We start from the raw sequence: 22,815 nt of genomic DNA, 5'->3' as shown, positions 1-22,815 counted from the left end.
TTTATCAAATGACTTTTCTTCTTCACTTGATGGTTATATAATAACCTTAAATCATGTCAAATAATGATACTGTTTAGGAGTCCCAATGAAAAAAGTTGAACGGATTAATATCATTATGCGGTATATCAACAACCGCTCCCACTTTACCATTTCTGAAATCATGCGAGAATTTAACATCTCTCGTTCGACAGCTATTAGAGATATCAGAGAAATTGAAGCCATAGGGATGCCACTTGTCGCTGAAGTTGGAAGGGATGGGGGTTATTTTGTCATGCACAACTCTGTCCTGCCCGAAGTTCGCTTTACCGATAATGAGGTCAAAGCTCTTTTTATTGCCTTTATGGCCACAAGAAATCAACAACTTCCCTATCTAAAGAGTCGTCATTCTTTAGCTGAAAAATTACTAGGACTCATCTCAGAAAACCAGCAAGATGACCTTGTTCTTTTAAATCAAATCTTGCTTTTTGAAGGAACCAACCCGTATAATCCTGACCTACTTGATCTGTCAGATCTCCCTCATCCCATGTTAGAAAAACTCATCCAAATCCTTCTTTTGGATCGCTATTTATTGATTACCATCAAAGAAGAGGGGGTAATAAAGTCTTATCCAATTTATCTCTTGCATCTATATCAAGAAAAAAGCGTTTGGCTTATTGAAGGCTTTGACTTAAAGGAAGAAAAGAAGCAAATTTTTCCTGTCGATCATCTCACCGATGTCGAACCCTACCCGACGAAAAAAAGATTAAGTAAGAAAAAGATTTTAGAAAAAATAAGTAAGCAGGAAGAAGTAATCAACCTTGTCCTTGAACTTGGTCCAAAAGCGATTGCCCAGTTCAAAAAATACCATCCTTTAAAAGTTTCAATTTCCTATACGAATCCTTACCAAACCACAGCCATTCTAAAGACTTTTATCAATATTAATAAGCCCGAAGAATTGACAGAAATGACCAATTGGCTACTTTTCCTAGGTGGGGATATCAAGGTCAGGGAGGTACCAGAAGAAGTATTAGAAGGTTTACAAGAGAGATTACGCTTATACTTCCCATAAGCATAAGCTTTTCCTGTTAAAACAAAAAACCGGCTAACTTTAAAGTCCCTCAAAAACGACGAAAACTCAGAAATAATTGGTTTAAATTAACATTCTGTATATACTCTCTTTTTTACTTTTTCCAGATGGTGTAAGTTTAATCTGTTTATTGATATAAACCCCCAAAACACACCTTAGATAAGGGGAATTATACGAATTCTAAATGAGCTAGACTGCCTGTTATATTAATAAATTCTACAAAAAAAGGCGTTAATCCTTCGATTAACGCACCCCGCTTGTTGAAAAAGGAAAAGGAAACTTTAAATAAATTTTTGCACCATTACATAAAAACTTGTATCAGTCTAGTAAATTTTGTAGCTTCTCAAATGTCTTCTTCGTTTTCGCCAAATGCACAGTAACCAACAAATCAGGCGAGTCACTCACCTGAAAAGAAATATGATCGAGAATCAATTCTCCAACTTGAGGATGGTGGAGAATCTTTTTCCCTTCAGGAGCACTCATAACCTCATACCGCGGCCACCATTCTCTAAATTTCTCACTCTTCTTTGATAGTTTTTCAATCATCTCATTCCACCACGGATCATCTATATATTTACCGTAAGAAGCTCGAAATTGAGCCAACCTCCTTTGTGCATGCTCCTCCCACCGATCCAAGAGTTTCATCATATAAGATGATGTAAAAATACGCCAGACAGAGTTACGTTCTAATTCTGACATTTTATTATAATCTCCAAAAACTTTGCATGCAGCTTCGTTCCAAGCAACAAAGTCCCATCTTGAATTTGTCACATAAGCAGGACTTGGATTCTGATAGTCAAGAAAATATTGCAGCGATGGACTTATTTGATATTTGTTTTCTATATTTTCAAGTGGAATGGCTTGTTCAGCTAACAAAAACATATGCCTTTTTTCACTAGAACTTAATTGCAAAACTCTAGCAATATCCTCTAATACCTGAGTTGATACATGAATGTTCCGACCTTGTTCTAACCAAGTGTACCAATCCACGCTTATACCAGCTAATTGTGCCACTTCTTCACGCCGCAACCCTGCTGTACGCCTTCTCGCCCCCGAGGGTAATCCTACCATTTCAGGATTGATCCTTGCTCGCCTTGTTTTTAGAAATTCTCCTAGTTGTTTGTTGCGTGTCATATCCATATATTTCCTAGCATCCTCCGTTTTAGCTTCATGAACTAGTTTATTACATTTCGTTGTTAAGGTAGGAGAGTTAATCCTATGATAGATTATTCTCTAGCTGCTATTTCGTTTCTATTATACATTATAAAAGTCCTTCTCCGTTGAGCTTACCGCATCAGGTAATGAATGATGTTGCTGACTTCTATCACCCAAATTTTAAGATAAAACAGAGGAGGTAAATTCATGAAAAGAATGTTGTGGGCATTTTTTATTATGGCGATTGGGGCTACGTTCCCTTCACCACTTTTCCCTTTATTTCAGGAACAATTTCTCTTAAGTAATCTGGAAATCACCTTGTTGTTTGCCATTTATGCTGTATTTCTATTGCCAACGTTATTAGTGGCGGGACAAATAGGGATTATATACGGATTAAAAAAATTAACCATGATTGGTATTGTTGCCTCTATTATCTCAGCAATCTTGTTTATTACAAGCAATCATTCTTGGCAGCTTTATCTCTCTAGAATATTAGAAGGTATTGGGTTTGGTATTTTTATGGGTACGGCAACAACTTTATTGCTAAAGCAATGTTCTAAAGAAATGACGACTAAAGCGTTAACTTTATCTAGCATGGGTATCATGGTTGGATTTGGTGTTGGACCCACCATAAGTGGATTGATTATTCAATATTTTCATTTCCAGCAGCTTCGGTTCCCGTTTGTAATTCTTACAGTGTTGTTAATAAGCGCAGCTATTTCCTTATGGTCCATTCCCGACAAACATTTACTAGAAAATAAAAAAGAAGCCATACAAATAAAAATAAGTGTCCCTATAAATATTCGTTTTGTTTTCTGGTCGTTTATCGCACTAACAGGATTTATTGTTTTTTCCCTTAACGGAATCGTTTTATCGCTAATTCCCTCATATGTTAAAAGCGTTCTTCACACTTCCAACCTTTCCGTTTCAGGGTTGTTAATTTTACTGCTTCTCGGCGGGGGCGGAATAGCGCAACGAATATCATGGCCCAAGCTACCAGTCATCCGGGTACGAATTGGTATTGTCCTTCTTTTGATTGGGGCGTGGTTTATGATTTTTGCAGGGGAAACGACAAATATTGTATTACTTTGGATGGGAATCCTTATTCAAGCTATCGGTGGCGGGTGGGCATTTCAAGCAAGCCTACAACTAGCTGGGATTACGCCAAAACCTGAAGATCGCTCTAGAGTCATTTCAACTTATTATTCTGCATCTTACTCAGGATTTATATTCCCGATTGTTGGGGTCGGCTTGCTGAATTTGTTTTTCGACTTATATTATTCGCTGATGATTTTAAATATGGTTGCCACAGTTATTGTAATTATGCTTTTCGGTCTTTCATTTAAAAACAGCATATTGAAACTAGACTATTTAAATATGAAGGAAAAAGGAAGGAGAATATCATGAATAAATTAAAATTCAATCGTCATCGGAGATTGCGTAACTCAGTCGGTTTGCGGTCTTTATACTAATGAACTGACTTTTTTATATTTGTTTGTTTAACTAAAGTACCCTTTCGTATTTTTAGGTTAGCCAGATATTTAAACTGTACCCTTTAGAGTAGACATTAAAAAGGTCTGCCCTTTAGGGTACTTTTATGTATAATGAACAAAATGCGAGAACCGGAGAGAAAAATTAAATATCAAAAAAAAACACTTTACTGTGAAAGAACTCATTTCTACTTGATGGAGTTACTGCTAATTTAATGATTATGCACTGTTGGTTTGAAAGACCACCTCAAGCGATTGACCGTAAATATCTGGTTAAAGAGTTTTTATCTTTCCAACCGCACCACTGGAATTGCCAAAGTGAACTAATCTTCCATAAGGAGCAAGACAGTTTAAACTTTTTTCGGTGACCGAACCAGAAACAGAATCTAATATAATATCTACACCCTTTCCTTCTATTCTCTCTATTAATGGTACAATATGTAATTTACAGAAAATAGTTTAAATTTATATGAAAAGTTATAAGAAATTCTTATTCTTTACTGTCTTCTTCAGTTTATTTTGAAACATGGAAAGAGAGTTGTATGGTCTTTACACCTGTGTTCCGTATCTATCAGTGACACTTTTTTTATATGCTTGACTTAGAGTTAACTCTAAGTTGTAAACTAACTTTAATCAAAAGAGAGGGATGATGTTTTTGTATTCCATTAGTAAAGCTGCGGCGATGTCTGGTATTAGTCCGTATACATTAAGGTATTACGAAAAAATTGGGTTACTTCCACCACCAAAAAGACAAAACGGAGGAAGGCGTTTTTATACGGAAACTGATATTCAGTTCTTGACATTCCTGAAAAGTTTAAAAGAAACAGGTATGTCTTTAGAGGATGTTAATGAGTTTGTTAAAGACGGTTGTATTTTGGAAAAAATTAATTCGGGTGTGAAACCATCACAACTTAATCCGTCAATAAATAAACGTATTGAGATTTTAACCAAACACTTAGAGAAAATGGAAATTAAGAAGAAGGAACTAGAAAAAGTGATGTCAGCAGCAAAGGAAAAGCTAGAGTACTATGATTCAATTCTGAAAGAGGAAGTGGAAAACAAATGAAACATTTGCAGATATACCTGATGTTACTCGGCTTTTCCATTTTTACAGGAGCTACCTTTAATCTTGCGAAATATACAGTTGGATATTTTTCTCCATCCTCTGCCGCAGCATGGCGTTTTGGCTTAGCTGCGGTGGCGATGCTAATTATTTTGATTTTTACTGAAGGTATAAAGAAAAGCCAATTGCAGAATAACACTGGCTCATATGTTGTACTTGGGATTGTAGGGATCTTTGGATTTAATGCTTTGTTTTTTGTGGGTTTAAAATATACAGCTCCTGTTAACGGGGCATTAATCATGGGGCTAAATCCTTTATTAACTACAATTTTCGCTCGAATTATATTAGGGAATAACATTACAAAAAATCAAGTAATCGGAATATTATTTTCTTTTGTCGGTGTATTATTAGTGATAACACAAGGTTCTATTGAAACCATTAGAACTCTATCCATTTCAGGTGGCGATTTAATTATCTTTGCAGGTAACGTTTGTTGGGCACTTTATGGTGTACTTGGACGTCGACTTGTAAAAGACGGAACGCCTCTATCAACAACTACTTATACAATGATTGTCGGTGCTGTTTGTTTAACAGTGTTTTCCTTATTTACGTCAAACCCTGTTTTCTTAACGAACATTCCCATTGGAGTTTGGGGTGCAATTGCTTTTATGGCTTTCTTTACAAGTGTGTTGGGTTACCTTTGGTGGAATCAAGGGATGAAGGAGATTGGGGCAAATAAAACATCTTTATTTTTTAATCTTGTTCCCGTTGTTACAATGATTATTTCATTTGCCATCGGAACACCGATAAGGATATTTCAATTTATTGGGGCTGTGTTAGTTATATTAGGCGTTTTAACTGCTTCAGGTTTAATAAGTATTCCTAAGCACAATATAGATCAACAATCAGCAGTATAATAGTATTAAAAACAAACAATTATTCTTTGAAATAGCCGCATTTTTCAATGAAAAAGAGCGCTTTATACTTATCCCCTAAACTACTTCGTTAGTAAAAAAGGGATTTTTTCTTATTGAACTATCAGCACCCCTCTAGATACACAGAATATGATATTAGTGAATCGTTATTAACTGGAAGTTATCAAGAACTCTATGAATAAATGTAATTTATATATGTCCACAAATATTCTGTGAAATGGGTGATTCATCATAAAATCACTCCTATAAAATGATGAAAAAATTTTTGGAGGAGAGAATCAGATGAAGGGAGATCCCTCAATCGAACATTCTAGTATGGAAATTGGAATCTATTCATTAGCGGATTTACGCCCCAATCTACAAACTGGGATCACTATTAGTTCAAAGCAGCGCTTACAAGAAATTATTGAAGCTGCAAAGCTTGCTGATGAAGCAGACTTGGATATTTTTGGTGTTGGAGAGCATCATCGATTAGATTATACAATATCAGCCCCACCTATTGTTTTATCTGCTATTTCACAGGTGACAAAACGAATTAGATTAACCAGTGCTACAACAGTACTAAACACTGTTGATCCTGTCCGTCTATTTGAAGAATTTGCAACACTTGATCTTTTATCAAATGGCCGTGCAGAAATCATTGCAGGGAGAGGAGCATTTTTAGAGTCTTTTCCTTTATTTGGATACGATTTAGCTCACTATGATGAATTGTTTGAAGAGAATATTGAGTTGTTTATGAAGCTCAATGGTCAAGAAAGAATTTCTTGGAGGGGACGCTTTCGTCCTGAATTATTGGATGCCGAAATATCACCAAGACCTATTCAAAAAAATATTCCCCTATGGATTGGAGTAGGAGGAAGTTCAGAAAGTGCCGCACGAGCAGGTAGATTAGGCACTGGTTTAGTACTTGTGATACTTGATGGAAATGCTAACCAATTTAAGCCATTTATTGATAGATATAGGCAATCAGCTATTCAAGCTGGTCACTCACCAGAAGACTTAAAGGTTGGAGTAACAGGGCATGTCTATATATCTGAAACAACTCAGCAAGCAAGGGAAGAGTTTGTTCCTTATCATTTAAGTTATTGGGGGTATAATCCTTTCGATAAAATATGTAAAGACGATATAGCTAAAAAAGCTTTATTTGTAGGAAGTTCGCAGCAAATAATCGAAAACATTTTGCAGCAATATGAGCTATTTGGTCATCAGCGTTTTATTGCTCAAATGGACATAGGTGGAATGCCATTTAAAAAAGTGGCGGATAACATTGAGCGATTAGCAACCGATGTAGCACCCATAGTTCGAAGAGAAACAAAAAATAGTAAAAATTGATAAAAATATTAGATTCAATTATGATGGCTTACAAAGTGGAGCATACTTAAATGCTCTTCTTTCTTTGATTTTGGCTGTTTTCGCATAGATTGTTGCTTTTCGTATATTGCTCCAATCCTTAAATAAATAGGCTTCGTGCTCTTTTCATCATCCCATACTCATTATGAAAGTAGTAAATAACCCTAAAAATCCTACTAGATATTTACTGCGTAAAATCTCTGCCGATTTTTACTTTGTTGCAGAAAGCAACAATGTTTCAGAAAAGAGCCTTGATTTTTAATGTTTTTTTGGAAGGAGAAAAAAATGTAAGCAAATAACTTTTACCTCAATAGGGTGAACTTCGTCATTTACTTTATAATTACCAAGAACTTCAACCACTTACTACACCCCAATCCAAATTAAAAAATATCTCTATTAATCAGATACTTTAATAAATTCGATACATGAATTAATGATACCTTCTTCAGCTAACCTGCCATATGGATTTACTTATTATAAAATATCAGCCAAATATGCCTGTATGGATGTTGGTAAGAGTTGAAAGAATAATCCTTCATATTTAATATCAAGTAGACCAGCAATGAAAAAAATAATGATGATTAAAAACAATATAGTTTTCTTATTTTTATTAACTATCCGCTTCAAAATGTCTCCTCCAGTGTTGTTCAAACTTGACCCTTTAGTTGAAAAAGATTTTTAGGTCAGATTTTCGAAAGTTGTAAATAACTACCTAAAATGACTCTCTGTTTTTCATCACTTCTGCCATTTGATGAGAATTTAAATCTTCTTCCTCACTTAGCTTATCAATAATGTTGTGGTAGTCCTCTTCATTTCGATTTTGACTTAATTTATATGCCGCTTGAACCTCTTGTATTTTAATCTTAAACCCAACAATACCTTTTATTTGTTTTTTAGTTTGTGGAGAGAGATTTTCCCATAAAGCTGCATTCTTACGATGACGTTCGTATTTTTGTAATAATAATATAAGGTCTTCTTCCAACTCTTGTTCACTCATAATACTAGCTGTTCCATATACATGGACAGATTGGTAATTCCATGTTGGTACATTTTCTTGTTTATACCAAGATGATGAAATGTAAGCATGTGGACCTTGATACATAACAAGGACATTTTCATTCTCAACCTCGAATGTTTTCCATTGAGGGTTCGCATAAGCCATATGACCAGTAATATAGTAATCATCACCTTTTTTATTTAACCCCAAAGGCAAATGTGTGGCAATTGGTTTCCCTTGTTCTGTTGTGACAATCGTGCCAAAAGAGTTTTTTTGAACAAAATCCCATATTTCATCAACATTTGTGACCTTAAAATATTTTGGAATATACACAATAACCCACCTTTCTAATAAAGTGATATGAGTGTTTTGGTCATTATAAAGTCCGTTTGTTCTTCATCACCCATATAAAAAGAGTGGGCTCCAGTTTGAACAAACCCCATTTTCTTATAAAACGCGATAGCATTTTCATTTTTTTCCCATACGCCTAGCCAGATTATCTTTTTATTACATTCTATTGCAATTTCCATCGCTTTATTTAGCAGATATTTACCAAGGCCATGTTTTTGAAATTTGCTCTTTATATAAATCCTCTCGATTTCAAGTGATTCATCACCCATTTCTTCAGATTGAGCATCATTGGTATTGACCTTTAAATATCCAGCTACTTCATTATTTAAATAAACAAAAAAGAATTGCGAAGAATTATTGGATAATTCTTTTTCTAATTGTTTTAAGTTATATGCCCTTTCCAAATAGGCATTCATATTTTCCGGTGAATTCTGATGCTTAAATGTCTCATTAAATGTTTCATAACTAATTTCTTGAAGTTTGCGTGAATCTTCAAGGGTACACTTTTTTATATTTATCGTCATTTAAATATGTCGCTCCTTTATATAATCAATAATTTCTCTTGTTTCCCTTTTTTACAAATTCCCAGTCAATTTCTATATTTTTTCTAACTCTTTGAAGAAGATGAAAAATGGTTTCAACATCTCTTTCGGAAAATCCCTCTAATGCAACGCTATTGGAATAATCATTTTCTTTTTTTATAAAAGGATAAACATTTTTCCCTTTCTCTGTTGGAAAGAGTTTTTTTATTTTTTTGTTATGTTTATCTTCTTTCTTTTCAATAAAGCCATTAATTTCAAGTTTTTTTATAGCACGAGCGGCTGTTGTTCGATCTACTTTTATCATCTCAGCTAACTTTTCTTGAATGATTCCTGGGTTTTCACATATTCGCACAAGGTACAAATACTGCCCTTTTGTAAGGTCATATTCTTTAAATTCTATATTACTTATAGAATCTAATGCCCTAGCTATCATTCCAATTTCACGTAGGATTTCCTTCATAATTAACTCCTTAGCACATATTTTTGCTGTAAATGCAATAAAAATGAGTTAGATTAAATTTAACCTAGTATTGTTGTATTTGCAACAAAAAAATAATGATAAAGAGGTCGAATAAAGCTTGTTAAACTAACGCCCACGTTGAAAATCACATTAAAATTTTTTGTATAATCCCCACTAAAGTTGATGGTAAATAAACGAAATAGCAATTGCAATAAATGGGAAAACCAAACTTAATTTAATGCTATTCCAGAAAATTTTATGGAGCTTATTATTCTTGTCTGTGTAATCCGCATATGCTTCTTTAACCATTTTATAAGCTTCTGCTTCATTTTCATGATAGCTTTTCTTTTCGCTTTCATTTATAAGCTCTTCAAGTTTAGGGAATAGCACTTTGTTTAGCCTTCGAGAATCCAAAAATTCCCAAGCCCCTAGATAAAGCACAAATCCCATATTCCATGCTAAGAACAAACTGATTAAAGCACTAATAAAATCTGAAATCAGTTCTCTTCCGAAATTGTTAACCGCACCAATAATTGTCATGATGGCGAAAGCAGTTGCAATTAAAACTATAACCACAGTAATCGGCTTCATTCGATAAGTTTTTTTTATTTCCTCCAAAATTTCCATTTTACTCTTCGTAGTTTCTGAGATATGTTGTTTCATCAAAATCATTCCCTGTATATTTATATACATAATAATTCTCTGCTTGTTATTAAATATCCTTTTACAACTAAGTAGCCCGTTGAAGAAGAAAAATGCATTACTCCCTTATTTAGCTACCCAGTCTACTTTAATTACACTTTTTAACAATCTATTCTCAGTTTAGTAATTTCTTAAGCAGATGGATAATACAGAATTAGTGTTCTTTGCTATAATAAATCACAAATAATTGTACTTAGATTGGACTAGAGGTGAATCAAAATGTATTGGACTCCATTATTTGAAAATGATGTACCAGTAGTACTCTTCTGCTCTTAATGGCGTGAAGGTGACTACATCTCTCCGTTAGGGGCATTCTCGACCTAAACTTAAGACGGAGGGTACAAAAAAATGAAAAACACCTTATTAGGTTCTTTATATTTAATTTTAGCTTCAAGTATTTGGGGCGGTATGTATGTTGTTGTTAAAGTTGTAGTTTCGGTTATACCACCACTAGAACTGGTGTGGTTGCGATATTTAGTGGCTATTGTCGCACTTCTCATAATTGGCTTCATAACAAGGCAAAAATGGCGAATCGAAAGACGTTATTTCTTAATAATCATAGCCATTGGGATCATTGGTAATGCCATTTCAATTGTTGCTCAGGAAACTGGTACTATGCTATCCACAGCACAAATGGGCGCCATTATAACTTCAACAACACCAGCATTTATGGTTATTTTTGGTTGCTTAATCCTTAAGGAACGGTTGACAATAAAAAAGGGAATCTCCGTTTGTTTAGCAACCATTGGAGTACTTCTCATTGTTGGAATTGGTGATGTGAATACGTCCAGTACACTTGGAGGGATCGCACTACTTATTGCAGCTTTAACATGGGCACTTATGTCTGTACTTGTAAAACGTTTGCCAAGTCATTATTCACAAATTGTGGTAACCACCTATTCCATCTTGGTAGCCCTAATCGTGTTAACTCCTTTTGTTTTGCCAAGGTTTCACGAAATTAATATCTCCCAACTGACTCACCCGACCATTTGGGGAGGACTCTTGTATTTGGGTATTGTCTCAACAGCAGGTGGATTTCTACTTTGGAATCGTGGATTACAAATGCTTAACGCTTCGAGTGGAGGAATATTTTTCTTCTTTCAACCCGTGGTTGGAACATTACTTGGATGGCTTATTCTAGGGGAGAACATAGGTGTAACGTTTTTGTTAGGATCAATCCTAATTCTTGCAGGTGTTTTATTAATAATCATCGAGAAAAAATAGTATTTAACAGCCCCTTCAACCGTATCTGAAGGGGTTGTTCCTGTATAGATCATCCATTATGCATAAAAAAATCGCCTTTCTTTAACGTACCCGTATTTAAACATTTCATATCAAATACTAGATTGGAAATGCTATATATTGAGGTAAAAACAATGGTGATAAAATTTCTAGCCTTAATATCTTATTTCAACCGAATATTGGTAAAGAAACATCTTCTCAACCATCCCGACCAGAAATTAAAAATATTAGCACTAAATTTCCTAGAGTTGGAAATTGGATAAACATACCTATAGAAACAAGAGAAATAACATTTCATGTGGAAGCAGTAAATACAGAAACCGCCTACTACAAAGGGAATCTTTGGTATACATACCTAGCTCTCTTCACTATTTATCAATATCAAACAGCTCTTTGGTATACATATTTAGCCTTTTTCTCCATTTATCTATATCAAAACAGCTCTTTGATATACATATTTGGCTTTCTTCTCTATTTATCTATATCAAAACAGCTCTTTGGTATACATATTCAGCTTGCTTCCCCTATTATCTACTATAAACGGGCTTTATTTATGTGAACAGTTATCCACAAGTCTAGAAATTTTATAGTTTCCAAACAAAAAAAAGATGTTGCAGCAGCACCACCTTATATAACTCTTACCCTCTTTAGTTTAAATACATTATTTTACATTCTTTCAGAACTTATATATTTTTAAGTTTCTTTGTATTCATAAATAAGTAAATACGAATTAACGAATTCTTGCCTTGCGGAAGCCATCAAATACACTGATTGCTGCAGATATCATATAGATGAAAATTCCACAACCAACTATCCAGGTTTTAAATTGATTAGCGGTAATAGTAAATAGATCCGTCATAAACGCAATGAAATCTTTGTTTAGTAGATTTGGATTTACTATTATTAAAATGAATGTAATCGTTCCAATTAGCTGGAGGACAGTATTGCATATGGCCATCTTTTTAGTCCATTGACCCTTTATTAATTTATAAAGGGATAATGCTATTTCTAAACCGATTACAATAACAACGATTGGCCAATACTGAAGCAAAACATCTTGATTAAAAGTTGGAGCCACAAATTCGATTCCGTTTCGACCTTCTTTATATACACCAAGAAGATAATTCGCATAAAAATAAAGCGTTGCCCAGATCGCTGTCCACATTAAATTTCCAAATACTTCGAACTTTGAAATCGCTTTTTTCTTAGGGATATATGAGATATTTTTCAAATCATCAGGCGTCCATTTTTTAAGGCTTGCTGTTAATGGCTGCTTATCTTTTCCTTTATCTGTTCTTTCTAAAATAGCAAATACAAGTGTTAGCCAAAAAAATACTTGGATACCAACTTCAAAGAATACTTGAATACCATCTGAAATAATTCTCGATATTCCTTCACCAATATGACTCAAAACGAAATTTAAATCTAATTGTTCTTCACTAAATCCAATGACATATTTGGCAATCATCGTGATTAACGATATGACAGCTGCAATCGGCAAAATCATTTTTAACAGCGTCACATATACATCAAAATATCGTGGACCAATTAAGTACATGGGCCGTTCTCGATAACCACTAGCCAATGTAACTGGGTTCCCTAATTTTTCAAGAACCGCCTTTACATCTTCTTCACTGTAATTCTCAGGCAGCATATCCTCTATAGTTGACCGTAACTCAAGGGCAATATCTCCACGATTTTTCTCAGGCAGCCTTCGAGAAACTTCCTGAATATAAATCTCAATTATATTCATCATCTTCCTCCCCCTTTAATAAGTTATAAAGCTCTTTCGAATTCTTAATCCATTCCTCTTTTAACTGTAAATATATTTCTAAGCCATACTCACTTAAAACATAGTACTTACGGGGTCTACTCTCAGATGTATCCCAACTACTCGACACCAACTCCTGTTTCTCTAATCGACGCAGCAATGGATATAAAGTACTTTGATCAATGGCAATACCTGATCCCTCCAATAACTGAACAAGTGAATATCCATACTGTGGGGATCGCAATTGACTTAAAACCGCTAATGTTAACGTTCCTCTTCTAAGCTCGGTCGTTAATGAACTCAATAAATTACTCATTCACCCACCTCATTTTTTATTACTATATGTCATACAGTATTTGTTTTATACTATGTATCATACACTATTGTTGTGACGAAAATAATTGAAAATGATATAAAATTTAAAATTGATAAAAAATTATTAATAATGCACATAAAAAGTGAACTTTACCTACAATTGTTGAAGCTCACGATCGATTTTTGATTTTTCCCCAAACAAAAACACCCCGAAATTGACCGACTTTGGCCGAATTCGGGGTGTTGAATGGTTTCGGAATTTCCCTGAATTGGATGTTATGTTAACTAAAAAGATTATTTCTTTTTGAATAGCAAGGCTATTATTAATGATGTGTGTATTAAAGAGATTACAAGAAAAATAATAATATAAGTTGAATCTAAAGTTGCTTTAAAACTTATTCCCCAAATTAAAAGAATTGACACAATAAATATATATTGCATTAATAATAACTTGCTTCATTAAAAACCCTCCTATAATAACTAAAGTCTACATTAATACTCCCAAAATTGCCCTTTTAATAAGAGATGTGTATACTTTTGCACCCGTGGGGTTAGGATGGGTTCCATCATTATAAAAATACTCATTATGTCCGGCACTCTCACTATACCAATCAATAAGTGTTACATTAGAGTGATTCGATGCTGTTGTTCGTAGTAAGTCATTCACATTACCTTCCCATGGATCCGGGAAACGGGTGTTAATTAAAAAGACCTTTCTATTCTTTCCAATTGATGAAAGAACAGCCTCCATTTGTTTCTTTGAAAAAGCACCGTTTGTACCAAGCTCAACTATTACAATTTCTCCTAATTTCCCTTGGGCTTTTAAGTTCTCAATCACATCTTCTGAACCATACAATTGACGACCGATTTTTCCATCAATCACAATATGCGGGAAGTGCTCTTGTATATACGGAGCCACATCTACAAGAATTGAATCCCCGATAGCTGTAATACTTGGAATGGCAGTGACAGGCTTTGAGTGATCTTTTGTTTTATCTCTTTGACTCTTTGACTTAGTAACATGATCGTTTTCAATTATTTTATCAAATTTCTTACTTATTTTTGTTTTTTCCTGTTTTTGGGCATATTCTTTTTGTTTCACTTCTTTTGTATGTGTAATCATATACTCAATCTCATTTGTTGTTTTTGAACTAGAAGAGGGATAGAAAAGACCTACTCCAGCCACACATAATAGCAGAATTCCGAATGCTAATCCCCATCTCTGGAACAAAGTTTTATTTCCAAACCAAAAGTCTTTTAAATGTCTAATTTTTAATGCACCGTGGCGGACAGGATTTTCTACAAAATACCAAGAAAGTGCCGAAAGTACAATGATTAAGGCAATCTGAAAAATGAGTAAAGTTGGATTTACTTCTCCAGTATGAATTCTCGGACTAGATAAGATAATTACAGGAAATTGCCATAGGTACATACCATAAGATCGAACACCTATCCAGATCAATGGTCGAAAACTAAGTGCTTTACCTATAAAGCTGACAGGATGAACAATCCCTACAATCAAGCATGCAGTTACAATGGACAATAGAGCCATTCCCCCACGATAAATAAATCCGTTAAATTCATCTATTTGTACAATCGAACAGATCAATACTATAAAACTAGCAGTCCCAATGAGATTGATTCTTCTACGGATTTTCTTCGAAATATTGGGAATCATTTTTCTACTAGGAAATAACATTGCAAGGCTTGCCCCTATTAATAAAGAGAATGCTCTTGTATCTGTGCCATAATATACTCTGCTTGGATCTGTACCAGGTTGATAGAATATCGCCATAGCTATAGCAGACAATAATGCGATTAAAATGGTTATGATTGCAAGTGTTCTACGTTTATGGATAAATCGAAGACCTACGATCAATAATAACGGAAAAATAATGTAAAATTGCTCCTCAACAGCGAGCGACCAAAGATGATTTAATGGTGATGGAGGTGCAAATCGTTCAAAATAGGAAACCTCATGAAAAATAAACCACCAATTACTCACATAGAATAACGATGCAAAAACATTATTACGTAAATTTACTAAGAATGACCGATCAAATAGCGTAATCCATGCAACAACAAAAATGAGCATGACAAAAAAAGCAGGGAGTAATCTTCTAGCTCTTCGCAACCAGAAATCTTTCATATTTATTTTTCCATGCTTATCCCATTCCGCAATAAGAATGTCTGTGATTAGGTAACCTGATAATACAAAGAAGATGGTAACACCTAAAAACCCCCCAGGTGCCCATTGGCTATTTAGATGATAAATAATCACGGCAATGACAGCCAACCCTCTTAAACCATCTATCCCTGCTATATAACGACTATTACTTTTGGTTGGCTTCGGCATGTTGTTTACCTCTGTTGTTAAAGAAATATTCTAAATGCATTAGTGAACTTAAACATATGTTTATGCTTTCTTTCATTCTTCTAAACTCCCATTCTCATTTTTTTAATTTTTGCGATTTATGATCGTAGTAACAAAAGCTATACTAACTTTTCTCTCACCTCCGTTACATTTGTAATTAAAATGTAATAATCTGATAATTTATCATAACATAATTGTAACATTAGTAATAATTTTGTTGCAAGATTGAATAAATATGGAAATAGTAAAAATGATTCTTGTCCAGTCCTTATAGATCATACTACTGCTTGGAGCAGGTGCCCCCTCTTATGAATCCGTTTCCGGGAAAAGCAGCTATCCCATTCAATTACTTTCCGCTCACAATCTTATAGTATGAATGAAATGTAAATAAGTCAGGGGATATTTATTTTAAAAAACTTTAAAATAATAACCCCATTCATTTTTAGAACGGGGTTAAAATAAAATTGTTTAATTTTCGACGTAAAATACTTCAATGCACTAAAAAATATATCCATAAAATCTTTAAATCTAAGAGTTATTACATAATAGTGCAATTTAATGAAAAATCCCAACTCAATAAGATTGTAATTTTTCTTTACTTCGCAAACCCAATATACTTCTTCTGTTCATCAATATTCAATTCAGGGAAATGTTTCTCAACCAGAACCAGTACCTCTTCAATTAATACTTCAAATTCCTTTACACTGTTTTCTGGGTCTCCTATTAGAATATTAGCCATTCGATCATGGAGATTAATAGGTTTAATTCTCATTTGTTCAATATTAAATTGCAACCACTTAAATGCAGGGTGATGCACATACATTTGATTAATGCCGAACAAAGCTCCAAGCAGCTGCTTTTGTACCCCACAGATGACATCATAAAGCATCAGCCAATCTTTTCGTTTTAAAAGAGCTTTTCGGTTATTCCAACGGTTACCAAACCAAAGATTTTCGGAGATCATATGTTTAGAAAGTTCTAAAGGATATTCTCTAACTCTATTTTTCAACTCTATTATTTTTTCTTTTCCATATAAACCTACTCCATCATAAATGGAGGATACAATACATTGTTTATCATAGTCCGTTTCGTATTTGTCCACCACATCGGAGATAAAACGTTCTACTGTTGAGGATAAAAAGTTACTTATTTCCAATTTAATCCCATCTTCTGTTAGATAGGATTCAGACCACTCTTCCTCTTCATAAGGATGATACGCCAAAATGGTTCCACCCACCTTTTTAATAGGGGCCATTCGATCTTCATCTTCTGGCGGTGTTGACCACAAAATATGCAATTCAATATCTGAATTTTCATCCTGCAAGTTTCTTGAAACCGATCCTGCCAGAATAATCGCTTCAATTTTCGGGTTTTGCTTATAAACTTCTGCTATCTCTTTTGATTTCTGTATTAAATTCATTTGGGACCTCCAATAAAATTATTAAGCCTAAATAAAACAAGAGCTGCAACCCGCAACTCTTGTCTTTCCGACTCAATTCTTAATAGGAGAATGTAATGCTTCCCATTCTTCTCTTAAGACACCCATACGAATTGAATCATAATAATTACCTTCATAGAAGCGTACTTTACGAATACGTGCCTCCATTTGCATGCCTAATTTTTCCCCGACACGAATCATACGTTCATTTCCCGACCAAGTGGTTAAACCGACCCTTACCAGGGGTAGTGTGTTAAAAATATGATTAATCCAAAGCTCCAGAGCACGAGTTCCAATTCCTCTGCCCCAATTATGACCTTCATGGATAACAATACCTATTTCCAACCATCTTTTTTGTTCATCTTCATAATAATAGGAGACTATACCACATACGACTTCATTAACTGTAATGACCCAAAAATTCTCCTTACCAACCCATGTTTCCGCACTTTCCATGAATTGGTCAAAAGGCATAGATTTATGAGGAAAGTAAGGTGCATCCCATTTTTTCCACTCTGGTGCATCATCTTTATAGATTAACTCCCATAGTCTTAATAAATCTCCCTCATGAACCGGACGAATAACTAATTCCTTATCTTTATACATTTAAATCCTCTTTTCAAATTTAATTTTTATAAGATTCATAGATTGAAAAGAAGATTAGAACGATCTCTACTTTTCAATCACCTGGCTGAATAGTACGTTTTTCATTTTTATCACACCTTTCCTATTTATGGACTTATTGTAACATTATTCTTGATTATTTTTCATTATTTTTTCTATTCTGATTCGTATAAGTTCAAAAACTTTATTCAGATGCTTATAAAAATCTTTATTGGTTACATTTTACAAATGGAGGAGTAAAGGGTATAATCAACAATCATATTAACAATGTTAATATGATTGTTGATTATATTTATTGTGTGAGGTGCTTATTTTGAAAGGAAGAGATGTTGTTTTAGGGTTACTCATGGAAAAAGAATTATCTGGATATGATATAAAAATTGTTTTTGAAGAAGTATTCACTCATTTTTTTGATGGAAGTTTTGGGATGATTTATCCAACTTTAAAACAGTTAGAAAAAGAAGGGAAAATAAAAAAAGAGGTTGTAATGCAAGAAGGGAAGCCAAATAAAAAAATGTATTTCATAACAGAGGAAGGAAGAGAAGAATTTTATCAATATATGAAGACAGATGTAGAGAAGGATGTTCTACGTTCTGACTTTTTAATGCGTATGTATTTTGGGGATTATAGTGATACCAATACGTTAAAAAAGTGGATTGAAGAAGAAATTGAGAGAAAAGAAGCGTATATTACAGATCTCCGTTTGAAATATGAAAAGTGGAAGGATGGCATCACTTTTGCGGAAGAAATATCATTAGATCTCGGGATCGCGTCTTATACTGCGCAAGTTGAAACATTAAAAAATAAATTAGCACAACTTATAATGCGAGAAAAAAAAGATGAAAAGTAATGTTGCTTGTTAGAAAGGGGGATAGTTATGGAACAATCGAAAGGAATCAAAATTGTTTTCTTAATGTGTTTAGGTATTTTCCTGTGTATGATTGATACGACAATTATGAATATTGCTTTGCCAGCAATACAGGCTGATGTGAACACATCATTGGAGAAAATGTCTTGGATATTGAATGTATATACGATGTCTATTGCAGTATTAGCGATACCACTAGGGAGAATCGCTGATATCTTTGGTAAGGCAAAATTATATATTATGGGATTAATAATATTTGGAGTTGGTTCTGCGTTATGTGCGTTTGCACATACGGGAGATTTTCTTATTTTTTCTCGTTTCATACAAAGTGCAGGAGCAGCCATTTTATTTCCAACCAGTATGGTAATTGGGGTATCCGCAGTTCCAATGGCAAAAAGGCATATTGCGCTCGGTATTTTAGGGGTGACACAAGGGCTATCGGCAGCCATAGGACCTGTAATAGGAGGTGTTATTACACAAAATTTAGGATGGAGATGGGTTTTCTTTGTGAATATACCCTTTTGTATCATTGGTATTATACTATGTTTCATTATGTTAGAAATAAGAAATGAAGAACGAGTAACAGCTAAAATTGACTGGACTGGATTAGTACTTTCCAGTATCGCCATTTTCTTTTCCACACTTGTTCTAGTTAAAGGGAATACCTGGGGATGGCAGAGTAACTTTGCATGGATTTGCTATATCATTAGTGTTGTTTCTTTCATTCTATTTATTTTAGTGGAAAGAAAAGTTAAATCTCCGATGATAAATTTACAGCTATTTAAAGATCGAACTTTTGTTGGAGCTTCTATTGTAGTTATACTAAGTAATTTGTTTTTAATTGGTGTAACTGTCTTACTTCCGACCTTTCTTACAAAGATACAACACCGAACAGAAATCGAAGCAGCTTTTTTAGTGACCCCTATTTCTGCGATGATATTTTTAGTTTCTCCATTTGCTTCACTAGTTATGAAGAAGCTTGGCAAGGTTCCGGTTATATTAGTAGGATTTATGGTTATGAGTTTTGCATATTATTGTTTACAAATGATAGGCGTTCATTCAACTAGTAAAGAAATTATCGTTCCGTGCATGATTTTGGGTGTTGGCTATGGTTTAGTTATTGGGCCAATTACTATATTAACAGCCTCCTCGTTTGAAGGAGAATTGTTAACCGCCTCCCAAAGTGTTGTGTCTATGTTAAGACAGATAGGTATTGTATTAGCAGTGGCTATTTTTGTCTCAGGCTTAACTCATAATTTAGCTGAAAATAAAGAAAATGTATATCTCTATGCGGAAAAAAAAGTGCATGAGCTTCATGTTGATAAAGCGGAGCAAGTTCAAATATTAAAAGGAATAAAGAAAAGAATACAAAATAAAGACTTAGAATCAAATATAGAAAAGAATCAAGGAACTGATCAAATTGGCTTAAGTCAGAAACAAAAAGAAAGCATGATTCGAGAGAAAGTAAATAATGCCCTAAATGAAGTTCCATTAGAATATAGAGAAATGAAACGGTTAGAAATTACGAAGCAAGTAACGGAAGCGGTTGAAGAAAAGATTGAGAACATAAAGAGAGAAGTTGGTGCATTCTCAGATGATATCACTCATTACGCTGAAAAAGAGATGGCAGTAAGTTTTACCGATTTATATAAAGCGAGTGTACCAATTATTTTGCTCTGTAGTTTAGTCGCTTTTATTTTTCGTAATAGACAACTTAAAGTCGATAAGAGTAACAAACTAAATGTATAGAAATATTAACTTCAAAATTTAGTAAAGAAGTTAAGTTATGAACGATTTATAAAGTAGTTTAAATGATTTTATCAAAACTAAATCGTAAAAAATCATAAAAAATAAGGGATGATATATATTATACACGACTAATATGCATCATCCTTTTTACTTGCTTCACAATCGCGCCCGATGTGGAAAAAACTTTTGAAAATAAGCAAAAAACACCTTCCTCTTAATTATCTTGCACATTTACCTTCAGTGGCTCTAAATCTATATATTTCAGGTACCCTCTATGTTGAGGATAGATCACTAAATATTTAGTATCTCCTATTCCGGTTTCAAATATAGCCGAGTCAGAACCCAATGATCGTAGTGCTTCCGATAAGTCATTTCCTTTATCATCGATAATTTTAAAGTTTAAAAAATCCATTGGAATACTTGTTTTATAATCTAATCGTATATTCGATTTACCAATTATCATTGATTTCATCGTAAAGGAATAGTTTTCGTCTTGAGATGTACTATTTTCGAATGTTAGTGTTTTTAACGGAAGCTGCTTAACCGGTATTTCAAAATGCCAATTACCTTTTACTCCCCCCATATTCTCGAAAGTAATCGGAAGGGTAAAATCTTTTGGAAGTTGTTCATAGATAAATTGCATCTCCATTGCACCTTTGTAATAATCTCCAACCTTTTGCAGATGCGAATCTCGCCCGCCACCGCTCCACTTCATTCCGTCCATTTTATATAGATAGTAGTCAAACTCCGAAATTCCTTTTTCCCACAGCGAAAAACCTTGGTCTAAAACCAACCTACATTTTTCTTCAAACTTGGCCAAGGGTTCTCCTTCAGCTTTAAATGTAATTCCAATATAAATTCCATCATAATAAACACTCGTTAGCGTAATAGTAATACCTTTGTCCGAAGCTGTTTGACTTATTTTTGTTACTAAATTTTTCGCTTCTAGCTCTTTTCCCATTTTCATATCAAAGGACTTATAAATTGATCCTATTACTGGAACACTCGCCAAAACTTTTGTCATTGGAGAAAATACAAATCCTGAAACCAATAGTAGAGAAGCTGCTATGGAAGTAATGGAGACTGCTAACTTTGTTTTCTTTTTATTCTTTTTCTTCCGTCTTCCTTTTTCGATACCTTTATCGATTGCTGTAAATAATTCATCCACAGGTACTTCAATATTTTCCGTTTTTACATTAAACCATTCTTTGTTCATAATAGCTCTCTCCCCCCAATATCTTTTTCAATTCAATTTTGGCACGCCTCAGGTAGGATTTTACTGTTCCTTCAGGTTTATCCATCATTGTTGCGATCATATGTATAGGTAAGCCGTGATAATAGAATAAAATGATGGCTGTTCTATCATTTTCATTTAAACTATTTAGTGCATCAGCAAGGTCGATGTTCTGATGAATTTCGATGACTTTGTGGTCCTGCAAATTGGCTAAAGATTCATAATCAATCGTGGTTAACTTCTTATTTCTTTCCAGTATCCGATAAGCGGTTCGAATCAATATTCTAATAATCCAGGTACTAAAATATTCCGGGTTTTTCAATTTGCCAATAGATTCATATGCTTTACAAACTGTATCTTGGACAACGTCCAAAGCGTCTTCTTTATTCCCTACATATAAAAATGCAGTTCTATACAGTTTACTGCTCTCTTGTTTTAGTAATAATTCAAATGCTTGCTCATCACCTTTTATGGCTTTTTTAACAACATTGATATTTTCCATATTATTGATAACTCCTTTCATAATATTAGAGCAGTATTATTCAGAAAAAGTTTAAACGAAATACGAAAGTAAAATCTAGATCTCTAATACAAAAAAGAACTCCGACCTTTTCAAGAATCTGGACGATTGTTGAACAACAAGAGACTTTTTATTCCACTAAATTAGATTTCCTTGTCAAACTAGAACTTTTTATAAGCCTCTACGTATGTAATTTTCTTTTGCTCAAAAAAAATTATTTTGTGATTACGGTTAATAACTTAAAATTATTTTGATTTTATACCATAATCCAAAAATATCCATAAAAATTTTGTTGATAAGGGAATAAAAATCATGTAATCTTTTATTTGCTGTGACAAAAAAATATAATATTTTTCTTCTTATCAAGAGAGATGGAGGGACTGGCCCGATGAGATCTCGGCAGCGGAACTTAGTGATTAAGTTGCTGTGCCAAATCCAGCAAGCAAAGGCTTGATAGATAAGATGAGTGTTTTATAGATATAAGGCCTCTTCTTGTTGTTTCAAGATGAGGCCTTTTTTTCGGGGCAAAATATGGATAAAAGACGTGTCCTATTTTATTTTTTGGAGGT

Annotated in this window: 21 protein-coding genes, 1 pseudogene and 1 riboswitch; of the genes and pseudogenes, 8 read left to right on the top strand and 14 right to left on the bottom strand. The window is 33.9% G+C overall.

The annotated features are described in order from the left end of the window. Nucleotides 1-85 precede the first annotated feature (85 nt). Nucleotides 86-1,048 carry a helix-turn-helix transcriptional regulator gene (locus ACQKP0_RS22805; protein WP_427408112.1) on the top strand — a complete coding sequence of 321 codons (963 nt, stop codon included), beginning with the start codon at nucleotides 86-88 and terminating at the stop codon, nucleotides 1,046-1,048. A 336-nt stretch (nucleotides 1,049-1,384) separates the two neighbouring features. On the opposite strand, the gene ACQKP0_RS22800 is transcribed toward ACQKP0_RS22805, so the two are convergent. Beyond that, a complete protein-coding gene (locus ACQKP0_RS22800) occupies nucleotides 1,385-2,206 on the bottom strand; it encodes a helix-turn-helix transcriptional regulator (protein WP_427408111.1) in 822 nt (273 codons plus the stop codon). A 222-nt stretch (nucleotides 2,207-2,428) separates the two neighbouring features. On the opposite strand from ACQKP0_RS22800, the gene ACQKP0_RS22795 reads away from it, so the two are divergent. Further along, nucleotides 2,429-3,628 (top strand): MFS transporter, encoded by a 1,200-nt coding sequence (locus ACQKP0_RS22795; RefSeq protein WP_427408110.1) that lies wholly within the window; start codon nucleotides 2,429-2,431, stop codon nucleotides 3,626-3,628. A 362-nt stretch (nucleotides 3,629-3,990) separates the two neighbouring features. Here the strand turns inward: ACQKP0_RS22795 and ACQKP0_RS22790 are convergent. Then, nucleotides 3,991-4,134: pseudogene (locus ACQKP0_RS22790) on the bottom strand (zinc-binding dehydrogenase); the annotation flags it as partial. Nucleotides 4,135-4,360: 226 nt separating this feature from the next. Here ACQKP0_RS22790 and ACQKP0_RS22785 point away from each other — a divergent pair. The 3 genes from ACQKP0_RS22785 to ACQKP0_RS22775 all read left to right on the top strand — a co-directional run bounded on the left by ACQKP0_RS22785 (nucleotide 4,361) and on the right by ACQKP0_RS22775 (nucleotide 7,041). Then, nucleotides 4,361-4,777, top strand: coding sequence for a MerR family transcriptional regulator (locus ACQKP0_RS22785; RefSeq protein WP_427408109.1), 417 nt, complete (start codon nucleotides 4,361-4,363; stop codon nucleotides 4,775-4,777). After that, nucleotides 4,774-5,691, top strand: coding sequence for a DMT family transporter (locus ACQKP0_RS22780; RefSeq protein WP_427408108.1), 918 nt, complete (start codon nucleotides 4,774-4,776; stop codon nucleotides 5,689-5,691). Before ACQKP0_RS22785 ends, ACQKP0_RS22780 begins: the two co-directional genes overlap by 4 nt. 300 nt (nucleotides 5,692-5,991) lie before the next feature. Further along, nucleotides 5,992-7,041, top strand: a complete 1,050-nt coding sequence (locus tag ACQKP0_RS22775) for an LLM class flavin-dependent oxidoreductase (RefSeq protein WP_427408107.1) — start codon at nucleotides 5,992-5,994, stop codon at nucleotides 7,039-7,041. Nucleotides 7,042-7,533: 492 nt separating this feature from the next. Here ACQKP0_RS22775 and ACQKP0_RS22770 read toward each other — a convergent pair whose 3' ends face one another. From ACQKP0_RS22770 to ACQKP0_RS22750, 5 genes are all read right to left on the bottom strand, one after another. Continuing rightward, entirely contained in the window at nucleotides 7,534-7,686 is a 153-nt protein-coding gene (locus tag ACQKP0_RS22770) for a hypothetical protein (protein WP_427408106.1), read from the bottom strand. Between the two features lie 85 nt (nucleotides 7,687-7,771). Further along, nucleotides 7,772-8,389: an FMN-binding negative transcriptional regulator gene (locus ACQKP0_RS22765; RefSeq protein WP_427408105.1), complete on the bottom strand. Its 618-nt coding sequence runs from the start codon at nucleotides 8,387-8,389 to the stop codon at nucleotides 7,772-7,774. Between the two features lie 14 nt (nucleotides 8,390-8,403). Beyond that, nucleotides 8,404-8,931 carry a GNAT family N-acetyltransferase gene (locus ACQKP0_RS22760; protein WP_427408104.1) on the bottom strand — a complete coding sequence of 176 codons (528 nt, stop codon included), beginning with the start codon at nucleotides 8,929-8,931 and terminating at the stop codon, nucleotides 8,404-8,406. 25 nt (nucleotides 8,932-8,956) lie between these two features. Continuing rightward, nucleotides 8,957-9,409 (bottom strand): MarR family winged helix-turn-helix transcriptional regulator, encoded by a 453-nt coding sequence (locus ACQKP0_RS22755; protein ID WP_427408103.1) that lies wholly within the window; start codon nucleotides 9,407-9,409, stop codon nucleotides 8,957-8,959. A 174-nt stretch (nucleotides 9,410-9,583) separates the two neighbouring features. Then, nucleotides 9,584-10,072, bottom strand: a complete 489-nt coding sequence (locus tag ACQKP0_RS22750; RefSeq protein WP_427408102.1) for a hypothetical protein — start codon at nucleotides 10,070-10,072, stop codon at nucleotides 9,584-9,586. 387 nt (nucleotides 10,073-10,459) lie between these two features. On the opposite strand from ACQKP0_RS22750, the gene ACQKP0_RS22745 reads away from it, so the two are divergent. After that, nucleotides 10,460-11,335: a DMT family transporter gene (locus ACQKP0_RS22745; RefSeq protein WP_427408101.1), complete on the top strand. Its 876-nt coding sequence runs from the start codon at nucleotides 10,460-10,462 to the stop codon at nucleotides 11,333-11,335. A 748-nt stretch (nucleotides 11,336-12,083) separates the two neighbouring features. On the opposite strand, the gene ACQKP0_RS22740 is transcribed toward ACQKP0_RS22745, so the two are convergent. The 5 genes from ACQKP0_RS22740 to ACQKP0_RS22720 form a co-directional block, all read right to left on the bottom strand. After that, nucleotides 12,084-13,106, bottom strand: a complete 1,023-nt coding sequence (locus ACQKP0_RS22740; protein ID WP_427408100.1) for an HAAS signaling domain-containing protein — start codon at nucleotides 13,104-13,106, stop codon at nucleotides 12,084-12,086. Next, complete coding sequence (locus ACQKP0_RS22735) at nucleotides 13,093-13,440, bottom strand: PadR family transcriptional regulator (protein ID WP_427408099.1); 348 nt, start codon at nucleotides 13,438-13,440, stop codon at nucleotides 13,093-13,095. Before ACQKP0_RS22735 ends, ACQKP0_RS22740 begins: the two co-directional genes overlap by 14 nt. Before the next feature lie 486 nt (nucleotides 13,441-13,926). After that, nucleotides 13,927-15,795 carry an acyltransferase family protein gene (locus tag ACQKP0_RS22730; RefSeq protein ID WP_427408098.1) on the bottom strand — a complete coding sequence of 623 codons (1,869 nt, stop codon included), beginning with the start codon at nucleotides 15,793-15,795 and terminating at the stop codon, nucleotides 13,927-13,929. Between the two features lie 613 nt (nucleotides 15,796-16,408). Continuing rightward, nucleotides 16,409-17,233 carry a DUF4037 domain-containing protein gene (locus tag ACQKP0_RS22725; RefSeq protein ID WP_427408097.1) on the bottom strand — a complete coding sequence of 275 codons (825 nt, stop codon included), beginning with the start codon at nucleotides 17,231-17,233 and terminating at the stop codon, nucleotides 16,409-16,411. Nucleotides 17,234-17,305: 72 nt separating this feature from the next. Continuing rightward, nucleotides 17,306-17,857, bottom strand: coding sequence for a GNAT family N-acetyltransferase (locus tag ACQKP0_RS22720; RefSeq protein ID WP_427408096.1), 552 nt, complete (start codon nucleotides 17,855-17,857; stop codon nucleotides 17,306-17,308). Nucleotides 17,858-18,221: 364 nt separating this feature from the next. On the opposite strand from ACQKP0_RS22720, the gene ACQKP0_RS22715 reads away from it, so the two are divergent. Both ACQKP0_RS22715 and ACQKP0_RS22710 read left to right on the top strand, forming a co-directional pair. Next, the gene (locus ACQKP0_RS22715; protein ID WP_427408133.1) at nucleotides 18,222-18,725 is read left to right on the top strand and encodes a helix-turn-helix transcriptional regulator; all 504 of its coding nucleotides are present in this window, start codon (nucleotides 18,222-18,224) and stop codon (nucleotides 18,723-18,725) included. 27 nt (nucleotides 18,726-18,752) lie between these two features. Beyond that, nucleotides 18,753-20,492, top strand: coding sequence for an MFS transporter (locus ACQKP0_RS22710; protein WP_427408095.1), 1,740 nt, complete (start codon nucleotides 18,753-18,755; stop codon nucleotides 20,490-20,492). 214 nt (nucleotides 20,493-20,706) lie between these two features. On the opposite strand, the gene ACQKP0_RS22705 is transcribed toward ACQKP0_RS22710, so the two are convergent. Continuing rightward, nucleotides 20,707-21,708, bottom strand: coding sequence for a DUF4179 domain-containing protein (locus ACQKP0_RS22705; RefSeq protein WP_427408094.1), 1,002 nt, complete (start codon nucleotides 21,706-21,708; stop codon nucleotides 20,707-20,709). Continuing rightward, entirely contained in the window at nucleotides 21,689-22,228 is a 540-nt protein-coding gene (locus tag ACQKP0_RS22700; protein WP_427408093.1) for a sigma-70 family RNA polymerase sigma factor, read from the bottom strand. The genes ACQKP0_RS22705 and ACQKP0_RS22700 overlap by 20 nt, the downstream gene beginning before the upstream one ends. Nucleotides 22,229-22,602: 374 nt before the next feature. Beyond that, nucleotides 22,603-22,710: riboswitch (SAM riboswitch) on the top strand. The last annotated feature ends 105 nt before the right edge of the window (nucleotides 22,711-22,815 follow it).

Origin of the sequence: Heyndrickxia sp. NPDC080065 (genome assembly GCF_050281185.1) — a bacterium.
Lineage (GTDB): Bacteria > Bacillota > Bacilli > Bacillales > Bacillaceae_C > Heyndrickxia.
This window is presented reverse-complemented; position numbering and strand designations above follow the sequence as displayed.